This is a genomic window from Legionella jordanis (assembly GCF_900637635.1).
Lineage (GTDB): Bacteria > Pseudomonadota > Gammaproteobacteria > Legionellales > Legionellaceae > Tatlockia > Tatlockia jordanis.
On the sequence record NZ_LR134383.1, the window covers coordinates 1913782 to 1931803 of the forward strand.

Below are 18022 nucleotides of genomic sequence, written 5' to 3' on the forward strand. Positions count from 1 at the left end.
TATCGGAAAATATATTACTATTTCTCATCTTCAATCGCTAATGCAAGAAAAAAACATTTATGGAACATTCGCTCCTGTTTTTTCTTATGCTCGCATTTGGTTTGGGAATTCGTCACGGGCTTGATTTGGATCATCTTGCCACAATTGATTGCATCAGCAGAACCATCCCGACCCATGATCACTTGTCAAGGCAAGTGGGTGTTTTATTTTCCTTTGGCCATGGCGTAGTAGTCATCATTGCAAGCCTTATCCTTGCCAAAGGAGTGACTGAAGCTCCAGTTTGGCTTGAAACATCTGGCAAACTTATTTCGCAATTCTTTTTACTAGCATTGGGTGGATTCAGTCTGTGGCAATTGTTAACCCCATCCATGCAAACAGAAAAAGTGCTTAAAAACCATTGGCTGGCCCATTGTTTGCCCAAGAGATTTAACCGGCTGATGATCATTGGCATTGGCGGCTTATTTGCGCTGTCTTTTGATACTTTTAGCCAAGTCATTTTCTTCTCAGTCTCAGCGTCCATCTTCACCCACTGGTGGATTCCTTTATGGCTCGGAGTCCTTTTCACGATGGGAATGATGTCAGCGGATGGCTTAAATGGCTGGCTTATTTCAACATTAATTCGAAAAGCGAAGGAACGCTCCATCCTGCTTTCTCGCTTGCTCAGTCTAGTGATTGCCGGTTTTAGCCTGTCCCTGGGGATTTTTGAATTCTTAAAATAAAAGACATGAGAATTCCTAAAGCCAGCCTTATGTAATTAGTACAATTGCTTACTGACCATTTTTAAATTCGGATCATTACGATCTTGTTTCATTGTAAATCCCAAATTTTCCACCAGAGTCAGCATGGTCTCATTGTTCGCGAGAATGGCACCCTCAATGAGCTTCAAATTCTTGGCTTTGGCCGCTTCCATGAGGCAAACCATTAAATGGGTTCCAAGCCCCTTATTTTGCCAATCATCGGCTATAACCAAGGCGAACTCACAGGATTGTAAATCGGGATTGGTGACATAGCGCGCCATTCCGAGAATTTCTTCTTGCAATTGCTTCTTTCGGGTTGCTACCAGGGCCATTTCACGTTCATAGTCGATTTGCGTAGTCCTTTTAAGCATTTCAGGAGTTAACTCCTGCACCGCTCCCATGAAACGAAAATGCTTCGCCTTCGCCGAAAGATGGGAAACAAATTTCTGTTCAAGACGGGCATCTTCTGGACGAATCGGGCGAATTGTTATCTCGGTGCCGTCACTCAGTTGCCACAGGGACACTAAATCGTTGGGATAGGGATGAATGGCAAGGTGGCTATAAGGAATGACTTGTGCTTCAAAATTAATCACAATTCGCGCATCCACTGCAATAACTTCTTTATCATTCACAATCAAAGGATTGATATCCATCTCCTGAATCTGCGGGATTTCACAGACCATTTCTGAAACCCGCAGCAGCACTTGATGAATGGCGTCAATGTTTACCGCCGGTTTATTACGAAACTCGCCCAGTAGCTTAGCCACCCTGGTGCGGGAAATTAAATTAGTAATCAGATAACTGTTCAATGGTGGTAGGGCAATAGCGCGGTCTTGCATCACTTCAACGAGACTTCCACCTGCGCCGAAGTTAATCGTTGGCCCAAAGACAGGATCTTTGATCATACCTATCATGAGTTCGCGATCATTGGCTGTCTTATACATCGATTCAATAGTCACACCAATAATCTTGGCTTCTGGCCGGTTTTTTTGGGCATTTTCAACCAGTTGGTTAAAAACGCTGCGTACTGACTCAGCATTACGTATATTAAGCTGCACTCCGCCCACATCCTGCTTATGGGTGATTTCGGGGGCATGAATTTTCATGACCACAGGAAATCCAAGAGACTCCGCAGCAATAAGGGCTTCCGATGCCGTTCGTGCAAGTATGGTTGAATTGATTGGAATACCAAATGCTTTAAGTATTGCCTTTGATTCCATGGGGGTGAGAATTTTTCGCCTTTCTGCGCTGACAGCTTCAATGATTAATTGTGCGCCTGCTGTATCGGACTCACCTGGGTATGCCATTGGAGCAGGGACTTGCAAAAGCAGTTGTTGATTGCGGTGGTAGTTGGCCAGGTAAGAAAATGCCTCAACGGCGGCTTCAGGGGTGCTGAAGCAAGGAATTTTATTCTTTGCAAACAATTCCCATGAAGTCTTAACCTGTTCCTGGCCCATCCAACACACAATAATGGGCTTGCTTGATTGTTTGCTTACTTCAACAATGTGCTTCGCTACTTCTAGCGGTTCAGACATGGAAACAGGCACAAGTATAATCAAAATGCCGTCGCAATCCTTGTCTTTTAGGCAGGCTTCCACCACTTGTTGATAACGTTTTGGAGTGGCATCCCCCAAAATATCAATGGGATTGTGATGCGACCATTGTTGGGGTAACTCCTGATTCAAAGTCGAGAGCAATTCATGGGCAGGCACAGGCAATTGGATATTTAAATCACTGGCTCTGTCTGCTGCCATAACCCCTGCGCCACCGCCATTGGTGACAATAAACAAACGATTTCCTTGGGTTGGGCGTGAAGCAGAGAATACTTCCGCTGCTGTAAACAGCTCCTTTACACTGTTAACGCGAACTACACCTGCTCGTTGCAAAGCGCTATCAAACACATCATCTCCACCAATCATAGCGCCAGTATGAGAGATGGCAGCCTGCAAACCCTTGCTATTGCGTCCTGCTTTGATAGCAATAACCGGCTTTAATCTTGAGGCTGCTCTCAATCCACTCATAAACGAGCGAGCGTGGTGAATACCTTCAATATAAAGAAGGATGCAATCCGTTTGCTCATCCAAAGCCAAATATTCCAGAACATCACCAAAATCGATATCGGCACTATTTCCCATGGAAATAACAGTGGAAAAGCCAATTTGCTCATCAACCGCCCAATCCAAAATCGCAGCGCAAAGTGCTCCGGATTGTGACACAAAAGCTAAATGCCCTGTGCGAATTTGGCTATTTTGAAAGGTCGCATTAAGACCAATCGAGGGCCTCAAGATGCCAAGACAATTAGGACCAATTAAACGGATACGGTATTGCTGTGCCAATTCCACTACTTTGTTTTGCAATTCCTTACCCTCTGGGGTCTCAGCAAATCCAGCAGAAAGAATTACGGCATGACGAATGTTTTTCTCACCACACTCAACAATTACATCAGGAACACTATTCGCCGGCGTAACTACAATGGCCAAATCAATAGAATCACTAATCGCCTTAACCGAAGCATAACACTTCTGTCCCCCAATTTGATTGTGTTTTGGGTTCACCGGAAACAGCTTGCCCGAATAGCTCGTCAACAAGTTGCTAAATACTTTTTCCCCAACGGATGATTTACGTTCGCTTGCCCCAATTACAGCTATTGAAGACGGATTAAAAAATTGATCCAAGAAGTGTCCAGTCATTACATTCCTTTCTTTTGCGAGATGCAAACAGGCATGCAGCAGGATGCATCTACTCAGGAAATTAGTTTGAGCCAGCTCAATGAATTATTCAACAAAATCTTCATGGAAACGTTGCACTCGGAAGATTTACTGTTTACTTTAATACTTTAATGGAGTGAACAGGAACATAATAAGAGGTCAGAAATGGCAAAAAAAGTAGCAGTAATCGTGGGAAGCCTGCGTAAGGAATCATGGAATAGAAAATTAGCCAATGCTTTAATTAAACTGGCTCCTCCCTCCTTGCAATTAAGAATGGTCGAAATCGGCCAATTGCCCATTTATAATCAGGATCCTGACGATGAAAACCATCCCTTTCCTGAGTGGGTTGACTTTCGTAATGAAATGCGGGAAACCGAAGGGCTTTTGTTCGTCACCCCAGAATACAACCGCTCTATTCCTGCTCCTCTTAAAAATGCCATTGACGTAGGGTCAAGGCCCTATGGAAAAAGCGTTTGGGCCGCTAAACCTGGTGCTGTAATCAGTGCATCGCCAGGAGCTCCAGGAGCTTTTGGGGCTAATCATCATTTACGCCAGACTTTTGTTTTCCTTGACATATTTTGCATGCAACAGCCTGAAGCCTACATAGGTCATGTGGATCAACTGTTTGACCAGAACGGCAATCTGTCTAATGATAAAACGGAAGAATTCCTGCAAAATTTTATGAACCGATTTGCTCAATGGGTATATTATTTCGACACTAATCCTCAACCCTAGGGAAAAAAATTGAGTGATTTTCTGAAAAAAAATCACCCTTTCGCAATGGAGTTGGATACAAGCATCGAACTTGCTAAAGCGGCAGGGGAATTAATTTCCACCATAAGGAAAAAAGGTTATCGCATACAGGACAAAGGGTTTGATTTAGGCTTGGTTACTGAAGCTGATCAAGCCGCAAGCCAACTCCTCGTGCGTGAGCTTAAGCATTATTTTCCCAATGACCTTCTTGTTTCAGAAGAAGAGCCCTTACCAGCACATAAAGACACGCAGCGCATTTGGTTCATTGATCCAATCGATGGAACCAATGAATTCATCGCTGGCAGTGAGGATTGGTCCATCATGATTGGTTTAACCGTTGAAGGCAGACCTCAACTGGGCGTGGTTTATCAACCCGATTTGGATAATCTCTATTATGCGGTGAAACATGCGGGTGCTTGTCTTGTAAACCCTGCAGGGAAAAAACATCTAAGCGTTCGAGATGTAATCGATCCAAAGCGTGCCACCTTGATTCAATCCCGCAGCCATTGGAGCACCAAAGCAGATCATCTTGCCAAACAGCTTCAGGTTTCTGACAGCTTTCAAATGGGTTCAATTGGACTTAAATTTGGGCAAATAGCCCAAGGAAATGCAGATTTTTATTTTAATTTTTCCAAACGATGTCATTTTTGGGATCTCTGCGCGCCTGAAATTATTCTGGAAGAAGCTGGGGGAGTCGTCGTGACAGCAATTAGCCCTACCATTGCTTATCGATTAGGTTCAACTCAAATTAAGGAAAATTTTCTAGCGAGCAATCCATTATTAGCCAAGAAATTGAGACATTATTTAACGTGAGATTCATATGGATATGAAATTATTTGCACTCAATTCAGCAAAAGAATGGGGGGAAAAGATCGCTGCCCACCTTGGCATTGAACTGGCGAGCCATGAAGAAACGGATTTTGAGGATGGCGAACATAAAATACGCTCTCTAGACAACGTCAGAGGCCAACAGGTTTTCATCTTGCAAACCCTTATCAGTGATGGAAAGCTCACGGTAAATGACAAACTGTGTCGACTTCTATTTTTCATTGCATCTTTGCGCGATGCTTCAGCCGCTAAGATTACAGTACTTCTGCCCTATTTTGCTTATGCTCGGAAAGATAGGCGAACTAAAGCTCGAGATCCCGTTACGATGAGATACATGGCGCAATTGTTTGAAGCCGTGGGTACTGATCGAATCGTAAGCATGGATGTACATAATTTAGCCGCGTTTCAGAATGCCTTTCGTGTACCCACTGAAAATCTCGAAGCCCGGGTTATTTTTGCCAGTTATTTAGCAAAACGGCTAAACAATGAAGACTTAGTGGTAGTTTCTCCAGACGCTGGTGGCACCAAAAGGGCTGAACAACTGCAAGAGACGCTCTCTCAACTTTTGCAGCGAGAAGTAGCCAAAGCTTTTCTTGATAAAAAGAGAAGTTCTGGCCTGGTAGAAACCAGTGAATACATCGTAGGTGAGGTAAAAAACCGCGTAGCAATCATTATTGATGACATCATCAGCTCAGGTACCACGATGAGACTAGCAGTTGAAGCCTTGCATAAGCAGGGGGCCAAAACAATCCTCGCTTGCGCGACCCACGGGCTTTTTGTAGGCCATGCAAACCAACTTTTAGCCACGGATTATCTTGAAAAAATAATTATCACGGATACTTTGCCTCCTTTTCGTTTGCATGAATCGCTACTGAAAAAAATCGAGTTGCTGGATGCCACTATGTTATTTGCAGAAGCCATTAAACGGATTTATGAAAATGGCTCTGTGGTTGAATTGATGGAGCGCTACCCTTTTGATTTTGCTTCTTGATCCAATGCTTGTAAGGCTAGATTAACATACATCTTAGCTTTTTTAAGCCATGCGGCAGGTTTGCTAATTCTCGGATCATCCAAATGCCAAAGACAAATTCGGGCACGCAGACAAGCGCGGAAACTTTTATAAAAAGCAATTAAACGAGGGGACAAATAATCTTGAGTTTTTTGCTCATAAACAGTTATAAACAGCTGCCCAGCATCCGCTCTCCCCAGGAATTCACACTCCAGGGTTAAATAAGCCAACTCATCGCAAGGATCGATGATTCTCAAATCATCATTGAAATCCAGGCGATCAATAATAACCGGAGGATCACTTAAGCAAATGTGTTCAGGTCGCAGATCACCATGACAGTCCCTGATTTGTCCGTTATCTACTCTTTGAGATATTAATGGGATTAAAGCCTGCAGTTCGCACAGCTGCCATTCATGTAACCGCTTAACAGCTATTGGTTGCAAACCGTAATGTGAGTTGCCAAGCACATCCATGTTTGCCTGAATAAAATTTTTAAGTCTCTGCAGAAAATCATTTGAATTTAATTTAATAGGTTGTGCTTTTTGATAAAATTGCAGCAATACATTTGCTGCTTCCTTTAGCTTAGCCACAGAGAATTGGGCTTGGTCGGTAAGAACTCTATCTAAGGTTAAATGAAGTGGTATTCGTTTCATTTTTAATAAATAATCCACCACCTCACCTTGGGTTTGCGAGCCAACCGTCAAGAATTCTTGCCGCTCATTTTTCATTAGAGGTAGAACCTCTAAATAAATCCCGGCAGCGAGTTCCTGATTGATGCGGCATTCCTTGCAACAATTTGTCTTTCGGGCAGACAGTGAACTTAAATCCAGAAAAGGCAGTGTTACGGGTTTTTTTAGTTTATAGGCATAATGCTCCGTTAGAAAAACCCAGGACATATGAGTTTCAATGGCTTTAATCCTTGTGCATTTTTCAAGATAAGCCACCGGCTTTTTCAGGAAGTTAACTTTTTCCTGCAATGCGTCCCAATTCTCTTTTTTGCTTTGTTTCATAAGTTAAACATTTCGCCAAATTCGTTAAAAAATAGCAGCCACCCCAAAAGAAACCGTTGTTTCACTTGAGGATTCTCCCGAATGATTCAAAATCTTACGAAAGGCACCGTAATATTGGTCGTATTCCAATTTTGTGTAGATACCCAAGCCTGGCATAACACGGTAAAAGGGTCTTAGCGTGTAACGCATTTGGTTTAAACCGTTCCCCAGTTCAGCTCGTGTAACGGTCTTGGTAGCCAAGATGCTGCGCACAGCCGTTTCTATAAACAAATTATTGCTGATTTGCGTAGCTCGCGATAATTCAAGATCCAGTTTGAAGCTGCCGTTGTAATAGTAAGTCCTTAAATCGGTTTCAATGAAGTAAGGCATTAGTCCTTCGATGCCAATGCCCGGTTGCCAATAAGGACTTCTGGCGGGTTGATTAAAATAATTTACTCCCCCTTTGATCGCCCAAAATTGGCTAAGTAGATGCCAATAAAAAATGTCTATGTCCGCATCTTCGACACTGCCTTGGTTTAACTCCGCATCATTCACGAATAATTCCAGCTTTTGGTAGTCTCCGCCGTATAACCCCCTAAAGGTCAACTCTTGAACATTATGAAATGGATCAGCATCCACTTCGAGAAAATTAGCAAAAAAGAACCCTTGCGGGTGCCCTATGGGATGAGGAATTAAGCTCCTATCCAGGGGAATTTGTTCATCCACGCGAACAATAGGACGGTTCACATAAGCGCTGCGTGAAATGTCCCGCTCGGGTTTCATTTGACCAGCAGCTACTTCAATGATCGTTTCATATTGGAAAACTCTGGCCATACCGGCCATCATGTGAAAAAGGTGATGACAATGGAAAAACCACTGGCCACTCGCATCACTGTCGAAATCAGCTACTGCCGTGGCTCCTGGAGGTACTTCAATAGTATGCAGTAATGGGTCATGGCTGCCGTGACCATTTCTTAATATAAACCAGTGTCCATGAAGATGCATAGGATGGCGCATCATTGAATTATTAGTAAATATAATGCGGTACCGCTTACCCGGCTCAATTAAAATAGGTTTTGCACGATACTCTGGCAATCCATTAATCATCCAGAGATAACGATCCATATACCCAAACAATTCCATACGAATGACGCTGTCAACTGCTTTAGCAGGATTGTTTGTTTTTACAGCAGCTTTTAAAGACTGATATTTGGTCCCTATCGTTTTTATTTTTGCAGCTTTTGCATTAAAACCTGTAAATCTATCACCAACGAGGGTGGGCTCTGTCGGCATGGTCATGCTATGCATCGGCATGGATTGATTGCCCATGGACTTGGATACGTTTATCCCTGCTTTGATTTTATCTGGATGAGCACTATGCATGTTCATATTGTGATGAGTTTTTTGCCCTGTCATTGATGGCGTAGAATGTTTTACAGATTGGGAAGCCCCCGCGCTCTGATGAGACTTGGCCGAATCCCCCTTGTGATGAGAATGGTCAGCTGTCCTGAGCATAGAAGGATTAGAATGAATTGTTGCCCTTGGCTTTGAACCCATTGAATCACCATGAGACATGGATGCCATCATATTGGCCATCATGTCCCGGGTAACGGGTTTCGGCTCAGGAAAAGGTATTATGTCCTGGTAATTCACGAATTGCTTCGGTTTGGTTGTTAATGCGCCCATCGCTTTCCCGATGGTATCGATGGATTCGGCGTATATTATATAAGGACGATGATCTTTAACTTTGACCAATACGTCTTCAGTTTCCCCTGGAGCAATGCTGAAATCATCAACGTTATGGGGAGTAACATCATTGCCCTGCACATGGACTACCTGCATTTTGGCACCCGGGATTTTGACGCGATAAATGGTGCTGCCGCCAGCACCAATGAATCTGAGCCTGATTACATCCCCTACTGTAACAGACGCTTGCCAGGGATCTGCAGACGTCTTTCCATTTAAAAGATAAGCATCGTAGGCGACATCGCTTATATCATAAATACTCATACGCATTTGCTGCATTGAGCGATAATCAGCAATCAGCAACTTTCGTTCTTCGCGGGAAGCCTGACGGTAATCATGAAGAAACTTCATGAGAGAGGGCTGCAGAGCAAAACGAGGTGCATAGTAATCGCCATCTTTTTTTAAATTGGCAAACACCTGCTCACCTCCACCGTTGCTCCAGTCAGAAAGGACAATAACAAAATCTTTGTTGTATCGATAATCTGGCTTGGAAAGCGGATCGATAATAATCGCACCATACAGTCCATCTTGCTCTTGAGCATCAGAATGTGCGTGATACCAATAAGTGCCGGCCTGAAGAGGCGTAAACTCATAATGGAATACTCCTCCTGGAGGGATGGCTTGTTGCGTAACATGTTCGACGCCATCCATTTGCCATGGTACTAAAAGCCCATGCCAATGAATCGTCGTTCCTTTGTTTAAATGATTATGGACATTAATTTGTACCCTCTCCCCTTCTTTAAAGTGCAAGGTCGGTCCCGGAATTTGATTATTTACAGCCACGGCTAGACGACGTTGCCCCGTGAACTGAACTTCCTTATAGCCCACAGTTAAATCAATAATCTGTGTTTTCACTGGAGTGGAAAAGGAAACAATAGGAAAATTTATAGCCAAGCCAAACAAAAGGATGATAAATAATTTTTTCAATTGTAATTCCCTTTAGCTGAACGACGATAAAAGCAACTCATTCTCATGGCAATATTCATCGTTAATCCAAATGTATGAAGTTCCTTATTTTTTCTTGGCTAATTGATTAGTCATTAAGGCGTTGATGAGTATTTCATTTATATCAATCGCATTGCTAACGTGCCTTATTGTATTGCAGCTAACAAGTCTGACAGCGGGATTCCCGGCCAGCAATTCATAGGCGTCTTCACTAAATAACGCATGTACAGCAATACAAATGATGCGATTAACTCCCTTAGCTTGAAGCAATTTTATGGTTTCAAGCATGGTTCTGCCAGTTGAAATGATGTCATCCATCAAAACCACCGAATGAAATTGGTTGAAGTCTATGGGAGGCATAGAAATCTGAACTTCTTTATCTCCAGAACGATTCTTTTTTAAAACAACATAAGAGCAATCGGCTAAATCTGCAATCCCGGAAACCCATTGTTGGCTTTCATCATCTGGGCCAATAATTAAAACCTGATTAAGATTTTTTTGAATCCAGTTTGCGATGCAGGGTCCAGCGTGTAAAACAAAGCTGGGAACTGTATAGATTTCATTTAAGGATTGATAACGATGTAAATGCGGATCGACGGTCATAAGCCAATCAAAGCTGTTCGACAACAGTTTTGCAAAATAACGCGAAGTAACAACTTCGCCGGTGTGAAACTGTTTATCTTGACGTAAATAGCAAAGGTAAGGCGCAATCAATCCCACTGATTTTGCCCCTCCGTCTTTCGCTGCTTGGGCTAAAAAAGTGAGGAACAATATCTTTGCATCCGGATTATTTAAACTGGCAACCACAATCAGTTTTCTGTTCTTTAACTCGAAATTAATCCTGAGGTAACATTCAGAATCAGGAAAGCGACGGAAAATAACCTCTCCGTGCTCCACATCCAAGGCAGCTAACAAGGAGGGCATCCATGGGCCATCTTTTTCCAAGGAAATAAGGATTGGCTTCAAGGGCTTTCTCCGTCAGTAGTAATTACTTTTCTGCCTTGTAAATAATTGCAGGCATAAATCAATTCACCAGAAGATTCTGAGTGAATGCTATACAAAGGCTGCCTTTTTTCAATCGTTTCCCCTGTTTTTACATGCAAATCAACGCCGGCCGACTTGGATTTTGGTGCACCGGCTAATTTGGCAATTTGAGCAATCACACGATTGTTGATTGTTTGTACTTTGCCAGGGTATTGCGCCTCGACGGTGTGGATATGAGAGGCCAATTGCAACTCCCTCATTCCTCCTTGTGCTTCACAAATGGCCTGAAACTTTTTATAAGCCTGGCCACTATCCAAAATTTTTCTTGCAATCGATTCACCAAGGCCAGGTTGAACTTCCGGGGAAAATTGCAATGCAGCACCAGCCAGACGCAAAGCCCGCTCCCGTAAATCCTGCGGGGCAGACGGATCCCCTCTTAACACCGCTAATACGTCACGGGCTTCCAGGGTGGGCCCAATGCCATAACCCACCGGTTGACTGCCATCAGTAAAGACAGTTTGAATGCTTAATCCTAACTTTCGTCCAACCTCTTCCAGCGAGCGTTTTATTAACAGAGCCATATGAATGTTTCTGACTTTTGCGGTAGGACCTATTGGGATATCCATGACCGCATGGGTTGCACCCGTTGCAACTTTCTTAGACAGAATGGAAGCAACCATTTGCCCTTCACTATCCAGATTAAGTGCACGCTCGACGCGTATTAATAAGTCATCTGCGGGACTTAAGGTCATCGCACCTCCCCAAACGATGCAACCTCCTTCTTTACTAACCACCTCCCGCATTGCCGCAGAAGACAAGCCAACAGGTGCTAGCGTTTCCATGGTATCAGCAGTCCCCGCTGGCGATGTGATGGCACGTGATGAAGTTTTCGGAATCATTAAGCCAAATGCAGCGACAATAGGCACCACAATTAAAGTGGTGCGATTTCCAGGTAATCCACCCACGCAGTGCTTGTCCACCACCAGGGGCGAAGGCCAATGCAATTGCTCACCACTTTCAATCATAACGCGAGTCAAATAGCAAATTTCCGTATTGGTTAAACGGCCTGCAGCACTAGCCGCCAAAAACGCTGAAATTTGTAAATCGGATAACTGTCCAGTGAGCACGTCATTGACAATGGTTTTCAATTGATAATCATCGAGTTCTTTGCCATAAATTTTGGCCAAAATGTAACTTAAAGATTCTAAAGGTTTAGGATGTGAAACATGAATCTCATCCCCTTCTTTAGCATCTAAAAATTCCCATGCATAGCTAGAAAGGCTAACTTCACCAGGCTTGAGCAGTTCCGATTCAACCAGATTAAGGGTCGCAATGACATTGCGATTCCCTAACGTCACTTGAATTCGAGTGGGAATTTCAAATCCTTCTGAGCGGCAGACTGGACAGTCATATCGCATGTAGATAATGGCTTCGTGATAAGTTTTGATGCCCAAATGTTTAAGGCGCAAGGTTTCCCGGACATTTTCTTTTGTCATTCCAATTCTTCCACTTGAAGATAGGAAGGAATGATGCAATGAAAGCCTAATTGTTCTTCGATTTTTGCTTTCAAAGCCAAAGAGCTTCCTGCCTCACCATGAGTAATAAAAATGGTTTTAGGTGGTCGCTTGATTTGCTTTAACCAATCCAGTATTTCTTGATAATCCGCATGAGCAGACACACTGCTAAGCATCGCCACTTCCGCATTAACAGCTACCATAGTTCCATGAATTTTAATTTCGCGCTCACCGTTTAATATTCTTGCCCCTCGTGTGCCTCCCCCTTGGTAGCCTGTAAATAGAATGCAGTGCTTGGGATTGGGGGCAAATACTTTTAAATGATGCAAAATTCTCCCGCCTTGAGCCATACCACTGGCAGCAATAATAATTTGAGGCGTTCGCCGCAAGTCCAGTTGCCTGGATTCATCGGCCGTATTAATGTAAGTTGCAGTTGCACAAACTCCTCTACACTCCTCTTCCGTTAAATGATGGTTGGCTTTATGGCGCTGCAACAACTTGGTTGCATCAATGGCCATGGGACTGTCCAAAAAAACAGGGAGTTCGCGTGGAATTTGGTTTAGAAGTTTTAATTTATAAATGAAATAAAGCAGACTTTGCGCTCTCCCCACAGCAAAAGCGGGAATTATAATTGAGCCACCTCTTTTTATCGTGCGATTAATAACTTCAGCCAACTGTTCTAAAGGTTCACGACGTTCATGCAAACAATCCCCATATGTGGACTCTATGACAAGATAATCGGCTTCTCCAGGAGGACTTGGTGCTTTCATAACCGCATCGTGTGCACGACCAATATCGCCGGTAAATAAAAGGGAACGATCTCCATTTTTGATTTGAACCATTGCAGCACCAATGATATGTCCTGCAGGGTGGAACTCAAAGTAAATATCGTCGAAAAGAAGGTGGGCTTGGTTATATTCAATGCTTTCAAACTGTTCTAAAGACTTTATAGCCTCTTCCTTGCTGTATAAAGGCAAAGCAGGTTTATGTTTGGAAAACCCATATTTATTCGCTAGTCTTGCCTCCTCTTCCTGTAAATGTCCAGAATCAGGCAAAAGGATAGAACACAGGGATTTCGTTCCAGGAGTAGCATAGATTTTGCCTTTAAAGCCCTGTTTGACTAACAAAGGGAGATAACCGCTGTGATCAATATGTGCATGCGTGAGAAGCACTGCATCAATGTGGGCAGGATTAATCGGTAACGGAGCCCAGTTTCGCAGCCTTAATTCTTTATACCCTTGAAAAAGGCCGCAATCGATAAGAATGTTTTTTGAATTTATCCTTAGAAGGTACTTAGAGCCCGTGACCGTTTGGGTTGCACCTAAAAAGCGAAGTTGCATCCTAACTCCGTTTAGCAATCTTTACTTCATGTTAACATCAAGAAAAATCAAAGGCAGTAAAATTTTAAGGCAAAACCCACGCATAAAATGTGTACCCATCCTATGATTGTGCATGAGCAGCGCTAAGTTTAAGATGAGTAATAATGAATACAGCAAAAACTCTAGCGATATAAAATTATCCGTTCGGCGTCGTGGATAAAATCGTTCAGGGCAGGATGGACCGTACAGTTTCTAAAAAACACCTTTTCAAAGGCAGTTTTCCTCAGGAGGAACAAAAATAAAGGTCCAAAATAGACAAAACCACCGCACAGGTGGTTTTGCCATGGGCTAAAATGAAGCCTAAAACTCCATTTACATCCCACATTTTAAGTGTAGAACAATTGCAGATTTTGTCAATTTTTTAAACTCATCTAAGAGATTAAGCGCAAATAACACCTCATTTATCCAAAGTAAATGCGCTCTAGTTCAACAAAACAATTTCATATATATTTTGAGTATTGCCTGAAAAAAGGATCATTTATCCATGGTGCAACATAATTGGCAAAGGAAATTCGATTGAGGTTCACTTACAAACAGCTACTCCTGGCGTTGATGAGCTTAGTTTATCTTTCTTCGGTTTATGGACTTGAAAACGACAGGCCCTATCAACAGATGTTAGAAGAGGTGCTGCGTAGTGATGTGGTCTATCCTCAGGATAAAGGAGAGATACAGCTTTCATTTTTACCATCCTATTTCAATAATCGTGAAGGCAAGACCACTTTTTTCCCCCTTGAGATTGAGTATGGATTAACCGATTTTTGGCAAATTGATGCCTTGCTCGATCTTTATCAAATTAATCGCCCAAAAGAAGGGCCCAGAGGAGCAGGATTGGGTGATGTGGCCTTCGGCACGAAATACAGTTTCATGAATATTGCCCATACAAATTACCATGCTGCTTTAATCTTTGATGTCGATTTACCGACTGGCAATATCAACAAGGGGCTTACCGAGGGGTTTATCGCTTATGAACCCTCTGTTGCATTTGCTAAAGATTTTCCATCCTTCCACAACAGTCAATTTTTTGGCCAAACGGGATTTTCTTTCCTTCAACGAATAAAACGACTTAACCAAGCCCCACTACCTGCTGCTCAAGATGATAATGAAGACGCCCCTGCCGAGAATGAAGCTGCAGCACCTGAGCCAGTTGAAACTGGGAGTGTTATTTTTGAGGACATTCCAGCAGCCCATTTCTTTTTTCTAAACCTTGGCTATTTTTTACCTGTAGGCAATGCCCGGTATGTTATTGAAACAAATTGGATAACCAATACCTGGAATCACCGGGGTGATGAAAATCTGCTTTATATAACACCTGGGATTGTTTGGGAGTTGGCAGGCGGCTTAGAACTGGCTGTTGGCAGCTCCTTTGGATTAACGCGCTCTTCAGACAAATACGATATATTATTAAGAGCGACTTATGAGTTTGAATTATTTGAGAAAACCCCTATGAGAAACAAGCCATTACGCTTTATAAGACACAGCTAAAGACAAGCAAACTTTGCGCTTACTGCAAATGTTTGCTAAATAAAGCATTATAAACAAAGGATTGTTATGGCAAAGCGCTGGAATCTAAAAACAAAACTCACACTGGAAGTTATCATCCTTTGCTCTTTTATCCTTCCAGTCATTGTGTTCAGTCTGATCACCGTCAATCGGATTCAAAATCGTTTTAATGACCTCCTTGAAATGGATGCACCAAGGCAGTTTATTTTATTGCTAATGAAAGGTAAATTGTTTGAGCTCGAAGCTTCTGTCTTGAGCTTCTCGCAAGATTACACATCCACAATTGATGTGAATCAACGTAAAGCTTTGCTGCAGCAAATGACTGACAAACTGGGTAAGCAAAAAAGTGAAATCAGTGATTTATTAGAGCAATACTACAGCCATGTGGCGTCAGATGATAGGAATCCCCCCTTTTCTCGCGAACAGCTGCAGACTTATCTTAATCAATTCAAAATTGATGGTGAGCAATATAATGCAAATCAAGAATTGTCATGGCCCATTGATAAAATAAATATACAAACCGAAGAGTTTGAACAACTGCTTGATAATAATTTCAAATTCGAACTGAACGCCCTGGAACGAGAGAAACAAGAAACCGCTGAGTTGATTCAATGGTTTAAAATTACCGTAATTATTATCGGTCTATTGATGTACGTTTTTGCATTAAGTATAGGCTTCTTCTTTATCAATCATTTTATTACTCGAATTCGTCATCTTAGAAATGGCGCAGCAGCAATGGTAGAAGGGACACAAAAGGCAATAACTCAACCAGAGAAGGATGAGCTTGGTGATTTAGCAAAAAGCCTGAATAAAATGCTGAGACAGTTACTGCACAGCAATCGCGCGCTGGAAGAAAATGTCCAAAAAACTAAAAACATTTTAAATACAGTAAGTGACAGCATAGTAACCATCGATGGCCGAGGCCTTATTCAAACGGTCAATGCCGCCACTTGCACTATTTTCGGATACAGTGAGGAGGAGCTCACAGGATTACCCATAAGCAAATTATGTTATCCATTTGCACTTAAAGAAGTTCTAGGCCATCCCGTACTGCCCGGAAATCATCAAAAACTTCACGAGCTCACAGGCATTAGAAAAAATGCTGAAGAATTTCCAATGGAATTAGCATTTTCTACATTAAAAGAACAGGACAGCATGCGTGCGGTGTGTGCATTTCGTGACATTCGCGCCAGAAAAGAAATGGAAGCTAAAATTCGTTATCAAGCCACCTATGACTCACTCACCGGTTTACCCAATCGCCTCCTGCTTCATGACCGCTTGCAACAGGGAATAGCTCAGGCCAAACGTAATAATTCTATAGTAGCGGTTATTTTTCTGGATTTGGACCGATTTAAAATTATTAACGACAGCTTAGGGCATGAGGCAGGCGATGAATTATTAAAAATTGCCTCGAATCGACTAAAAAAAATAATCCGCGGCAGCGATACGGTAGCACGTCAGGGGGGTGACGAATTTGTCATAGTGCTAAATAGTCTATCCAAAGAGGAAATGGCAGTCTCCATTATTAAAAATATCCTTGAGGAAATCGCAAAGCCTTTTAAAATTGAAAACCGAAAACTCTCTATTACCTGCAGCGCCGGCATAAGTTTTTTTCCTAAAAACGGCACCGATTCGCAAACCCTCCTTAAAAATGCAGACGCAGCGATGTATCGCAGCAAAGAAATGGGACGCAATACTTTCCAATTTTACGAAAAAGCCATGAATGAGCGAACCCTGGTTAGATTGGAAATGGAAAATGAATTAAGGAATGCCATCACCAACCATGAAATTGATATTTATTATCAACCTTTAATGGATGTGCAAAAGGGTAAATTATTAGGTGCCGAAGCCTTAGTACGCTGGGTTCATCCAAGGCTTGGAATTATCCCACCGCTGCAATTTATCCCCATGGCTGAAGAAACAGGCCTAATCATTCCCATTGGTGCCTGGATACTTAAAGAGGCCTGCCGAAATTGCGCGGAATGGCTTAAACAAGACTTTCCGATTCATTACGTTTCCGTAAATATCTCCGGCAATCAATTTAAATACGGGGATATTGTGCAAACCGTTAAAAGCGCGCTGGAAGAAAGCGGCCTAAACCCATCTCACTTGGAGCTGGAATTAACTGAATCCATTTTAATAGAAGATACAGAAAACTCACTGCAAAAAATCAAACAATTAAAAGAGATAGGTGTTTCACTGGCCATAGACGATTTTGGTACAGGTTATTCAAGTTTAAGTTACATCCGACGTTTTCCCATTGATAAAATTAAAATTGACCATTCCTTTATTGGTGATTTGGAAGTTAATAAAAGCAGCTCAGAATTAGCCGAAACCATTATTTCATTGGCTAAAAATTTAAATTTGTCCGTTTTGGCTGAAGGGGTTGAGAAAAAGGCACAATTGGATTTCTTAAAACAGCATCACTGTAATCAAGCTCAAGGATTTTTCTTCAGTGAACCTTTACCTGAAAAAGATTTCGAACAATGGATGAAAAAAATTAGCCAAGAAAAAGAATAAGCACTCCTCGCCCTATACACCGCATTGAACCCATCTGCTCAATGCGGTTATCACCGATTAAAAATTGGGTTTATGCGAATTATGGCTTTCATCCTCATGTTTATGAGAGGGGTGATTCACAAAGGCATGTGCAACATGCCCATGAGAGCTTGACTGATGGCTATGATGATTATTTTGCTGCCCATGCTGATGGGGATGATGACGGTTGCCTTGCCCATGCTGATGCAAATTTTGCTGTGGCTGCCCATTATTAAAAAGAGTTCCTAAGCAGTTATTCTTGAACATCGTTAAACTCCATTCTATTAACCGAATTTCACTATACGCGAAATTCTAATCACTTGAGAATAGCAATTTGGTTTTAAATTCAGCACCAACTTCAATTCAACCTCCTTCTTTGTTGTAATCCAAGA

At 42.3% G+C, this 18022-nt stretch carries 13 protein-coding genes; 7 read left to right on the plus strand and 6 right to left on the minus strand.

Translation table 11 applies throughout. The features are described 5' to 3' along the window. Positions 1-59: 59 nt before the first annotated feature. Positions 60-719 carry a HoxN/HupN/NixA family nickel/cobalt transporter gene (locus EL203_RS08520; RefSeq protein ID WP_058469618.1) on the plus strand — a complete coding sequence of 220 codons (660 nt, stop codon included), beginning with the start codon at positions 60-62 and terminating at the stop codon, positions 717-719. A 35-nt stretch (positions 720-754) separates the two neighbouring features. Here the strand turns inward: EL203_RS08520 and EL203_RS08525 are convergent, their stop codons facing one another. Beyond that, complete coding sequence (locus EL203_RS08525; RefSeq protein ID WP_058469617.1) at positions 755-3427, minus strand: bifunctional acetate--CoA ligase family protein/GNAT family N-acetyltransferase; 2673 nt, start codon at positions 3425-3427, stop codon at positions 755-757. A gap of 183 nt (positions 3428-3610) precedes the next feature. On the opposite strand from EL203_RS08525, the gene EL203_RS08530 reads away from it, so the two are divergent. The 3 genes from EL203_RS08530 to EL203_RS08540 are packed head-to-tail and all read left to right on the plus strand — an operon-like array spanning position 3611 to position 6017. Further along, positions 3611-4180, plus strand: a complete 570-nt coding sequence (locus EL203_RS08530; protein ID WP_058469616.1) for an NADPH-dependent FMN reductase — start codon at positions 3611-3613, stop codon at positions 4178-4180. Between the two features lie 9 nt (positions 4181-4189). After that, on the plus strand, positions 4190-5011 hold the full coding sequence (locus tag EL203_RS08535; protein ID WP_058469615.1) for a 3'(2'),5'-bisphosphate nucleotidase CysQ family protein: 822 nt from the start codon (positions 4190-4192) through the stop codon (positions 5009-5011). A 7-nt stretch (positions 5012-5018) separates the two neighbouring features. After that, on the plus strand, positions 5019-6017 hold the full coding sequence (locus tag EL203_RS08540; RefSeq protein ID WP_058469614.1) for a ribose-phosphate diphosphokinase: 999 nt from the start codon (positions 5019-5021) through the stop codon (positions 6015-6017). On the opposite strand, the gene EL203_RS08545 is transcribed toward EL203_RS08540, so the two are convergent. The 5 genes from EL203_RS08545 to EL203_RS08565 all read right to left on the minus strand — a co-directional run bounded on the left by EL203_RS08545 (position 5993) and on the right by EL203_RS08565 (position 13553). Next, complete coding sequence (locus EL203_RS08545; protein WP_058469613.1) at positions 5993-7045, minus strand: hypothetical protein; 1053 nt, start codon at positions 7043-7045, stop codon at positions 5993-5995. The two genes, EL203_RS08540 and EL203_RS08545, sit on opposite strands and share 25 nt — an antisense overlap. Positions 7046-7069: 24 nt before the next feature. After that, positions 7070-9697, minus strand: a complete 2628-nt coding sequence (locus tag EL203_RS08550) for a multicopper oxidase domain-containing protein (RefSeq protein WP_058469612.1) — start codon at positions 9695-9697, stop codon at positions 7070-7072. An 84-nt stretch (positions 9698-9781) separates the two neighbouring features. Continuing rightward, the gene (locus tag EL203_RS08555) at positions 9782-10681 is read right to left on the minus strand and encodes a ribose-phosphate pyrophosphokinase (protein ID WP_058469611.1); all 900 of its coding nucleotides are present in this window, start codon (positions 10679-10681) and stop codon (positions 9782-9784) included. Further along, complete coding sequence (locus EL203_RS08560) at positions 10678-12195, minus strand: thymidine phosphorylase family protein (RefSeq protein ID WP_058469610.1); 1518 nt, start codon at positions 12193-12195, stop codon at positions 10678-10680. Before EL203_RS08560 ends, EL203_RS08555 begins: the two co-directional genes overlap by 4 nt. Further along, the gene (locus tag EL203_RS08565) at positions 12192-13553 is read right to left on the minus strand and encodes an MBL fold metallo-hydrolase RNA specificity domain-containing protein (RefSeq protein ID WP_058469609.1); all 1362 of its coding nucleotides are present in this window, start codon (positions 13551-13553) and stop codon (positions 12192-12194) included. Before EL203_RS08565 ends, EL203_RS08560 begins: the two co-directional genes overlap by 4 nt. Before the next feature lie 537 nt (positions 13554-14090). Here EL203_RS08565 and EL203_RS08570 point away from each other — a divergent pair. From EL203_RS08570 to EL203_RS08580, 3 genes are all read left to right on the plus strand, one after another. Beyond that, entirely contained in the window at positions 14091-15074 is a 984-nt protein-coding gene (locus EL203_RS08570; protein WP_131753289.1) for a hypothetical protein, read from the plus strand. A 66-nt stretch (positions 15075-15140) separates the two neighbouring features. Then, the gene (locus EL203_RS08575; protein ID WP_058469607.1) at positions 15141-17612 is read left to right on the plus strand and encodes an EAL domain-containing protein; all 2472 of its coding nucleotides are present in this window, start codon (positions 15141-15143) and stop codon (positions 17610-17612) included. Between the two features lie 41 nt (positions 17613-17653). Continuing rightward, positions 17654-17866, plus strand: coding sequence for a hypothetical protein (locus tag EL203_RS08580; RefSeq protein ID WP_058469606.1), 213 nt, complete (start codon positions 17654-17656; stop codon positions 17864-17866). Positions 17867-18022 lie beyond the last annotated feature (156 nt).

What these genes read in the sequence shown, in the direction of transcription:
- EL203_RS08520 (WP_058469618.1), top strand. Translation starts at nt 60, where the DNA reads ATGGAACATTCGCTCCTGTTTTTTCTTATGCTCGCATTTGGTTTGGGA.
- EL203_RS08525 (WP_058469617.1), bottom strand. Translation starts at nt 3,427, where the DNA reads ATGACTGGACACTTCTTGGATCAATTTTTTAATCCGTCTTCAATAGCT.
- EL203_RS08530 (WP_058469616.1), top strand. Translation starts at nt 3,611, where the DNA reads ATGGCAAAAAAAGTAGCAGTAATCGTGGGAAGCCTGCGTAAGGAATCA.
- EL203_RS08540 (WP_058469614.1), top strand. Translation starts at nt 5,019, where the DNA reads ATGGATATGAAATTATTTGCACTCAATTCAGCAAAAGAATGGGGGGAA.
- EL203_RS08545 (WP_058469613.1), bottom strand. Translation starts at nt 7,045, where the DNA reads ATGAAACAAAGCAAAAAAGAGAATTGGGACGCATTGCAGGAAAAAGTT.
- EL203_RS08560 (WP_058469610.1), bottom strand. Translation starts at nt 12,195, where the DNA reads ATGACAAAAGAAAATGTCCGGGAAACCTTGCGCCTTAAACATTTGGGC.
- EL203_RS08565 (WP_058469609.1), bottom strand. Translation starts at nt 13,553, where the DNA reads ATGCAACTTCGCTTTTTAGGTGCAACCCAAACGGTCACGGGCTCTAAG.
- EL203_RS08575 (WP_058469607.1), top strand. Translation starts at nt 15,141, where the DNA reads ATGGCAAAGCGCTGGAATCTAAAAACAAAACTCACACTGGAAGTTATC.
- EL203_RS08580 (WP_058469606.1), top strand. Translation starts at nt 17,654, where the DNA reads ATGCGGTTATCACCGATTAAAAATTGGGTTTATGCGAATTATGGCTTT.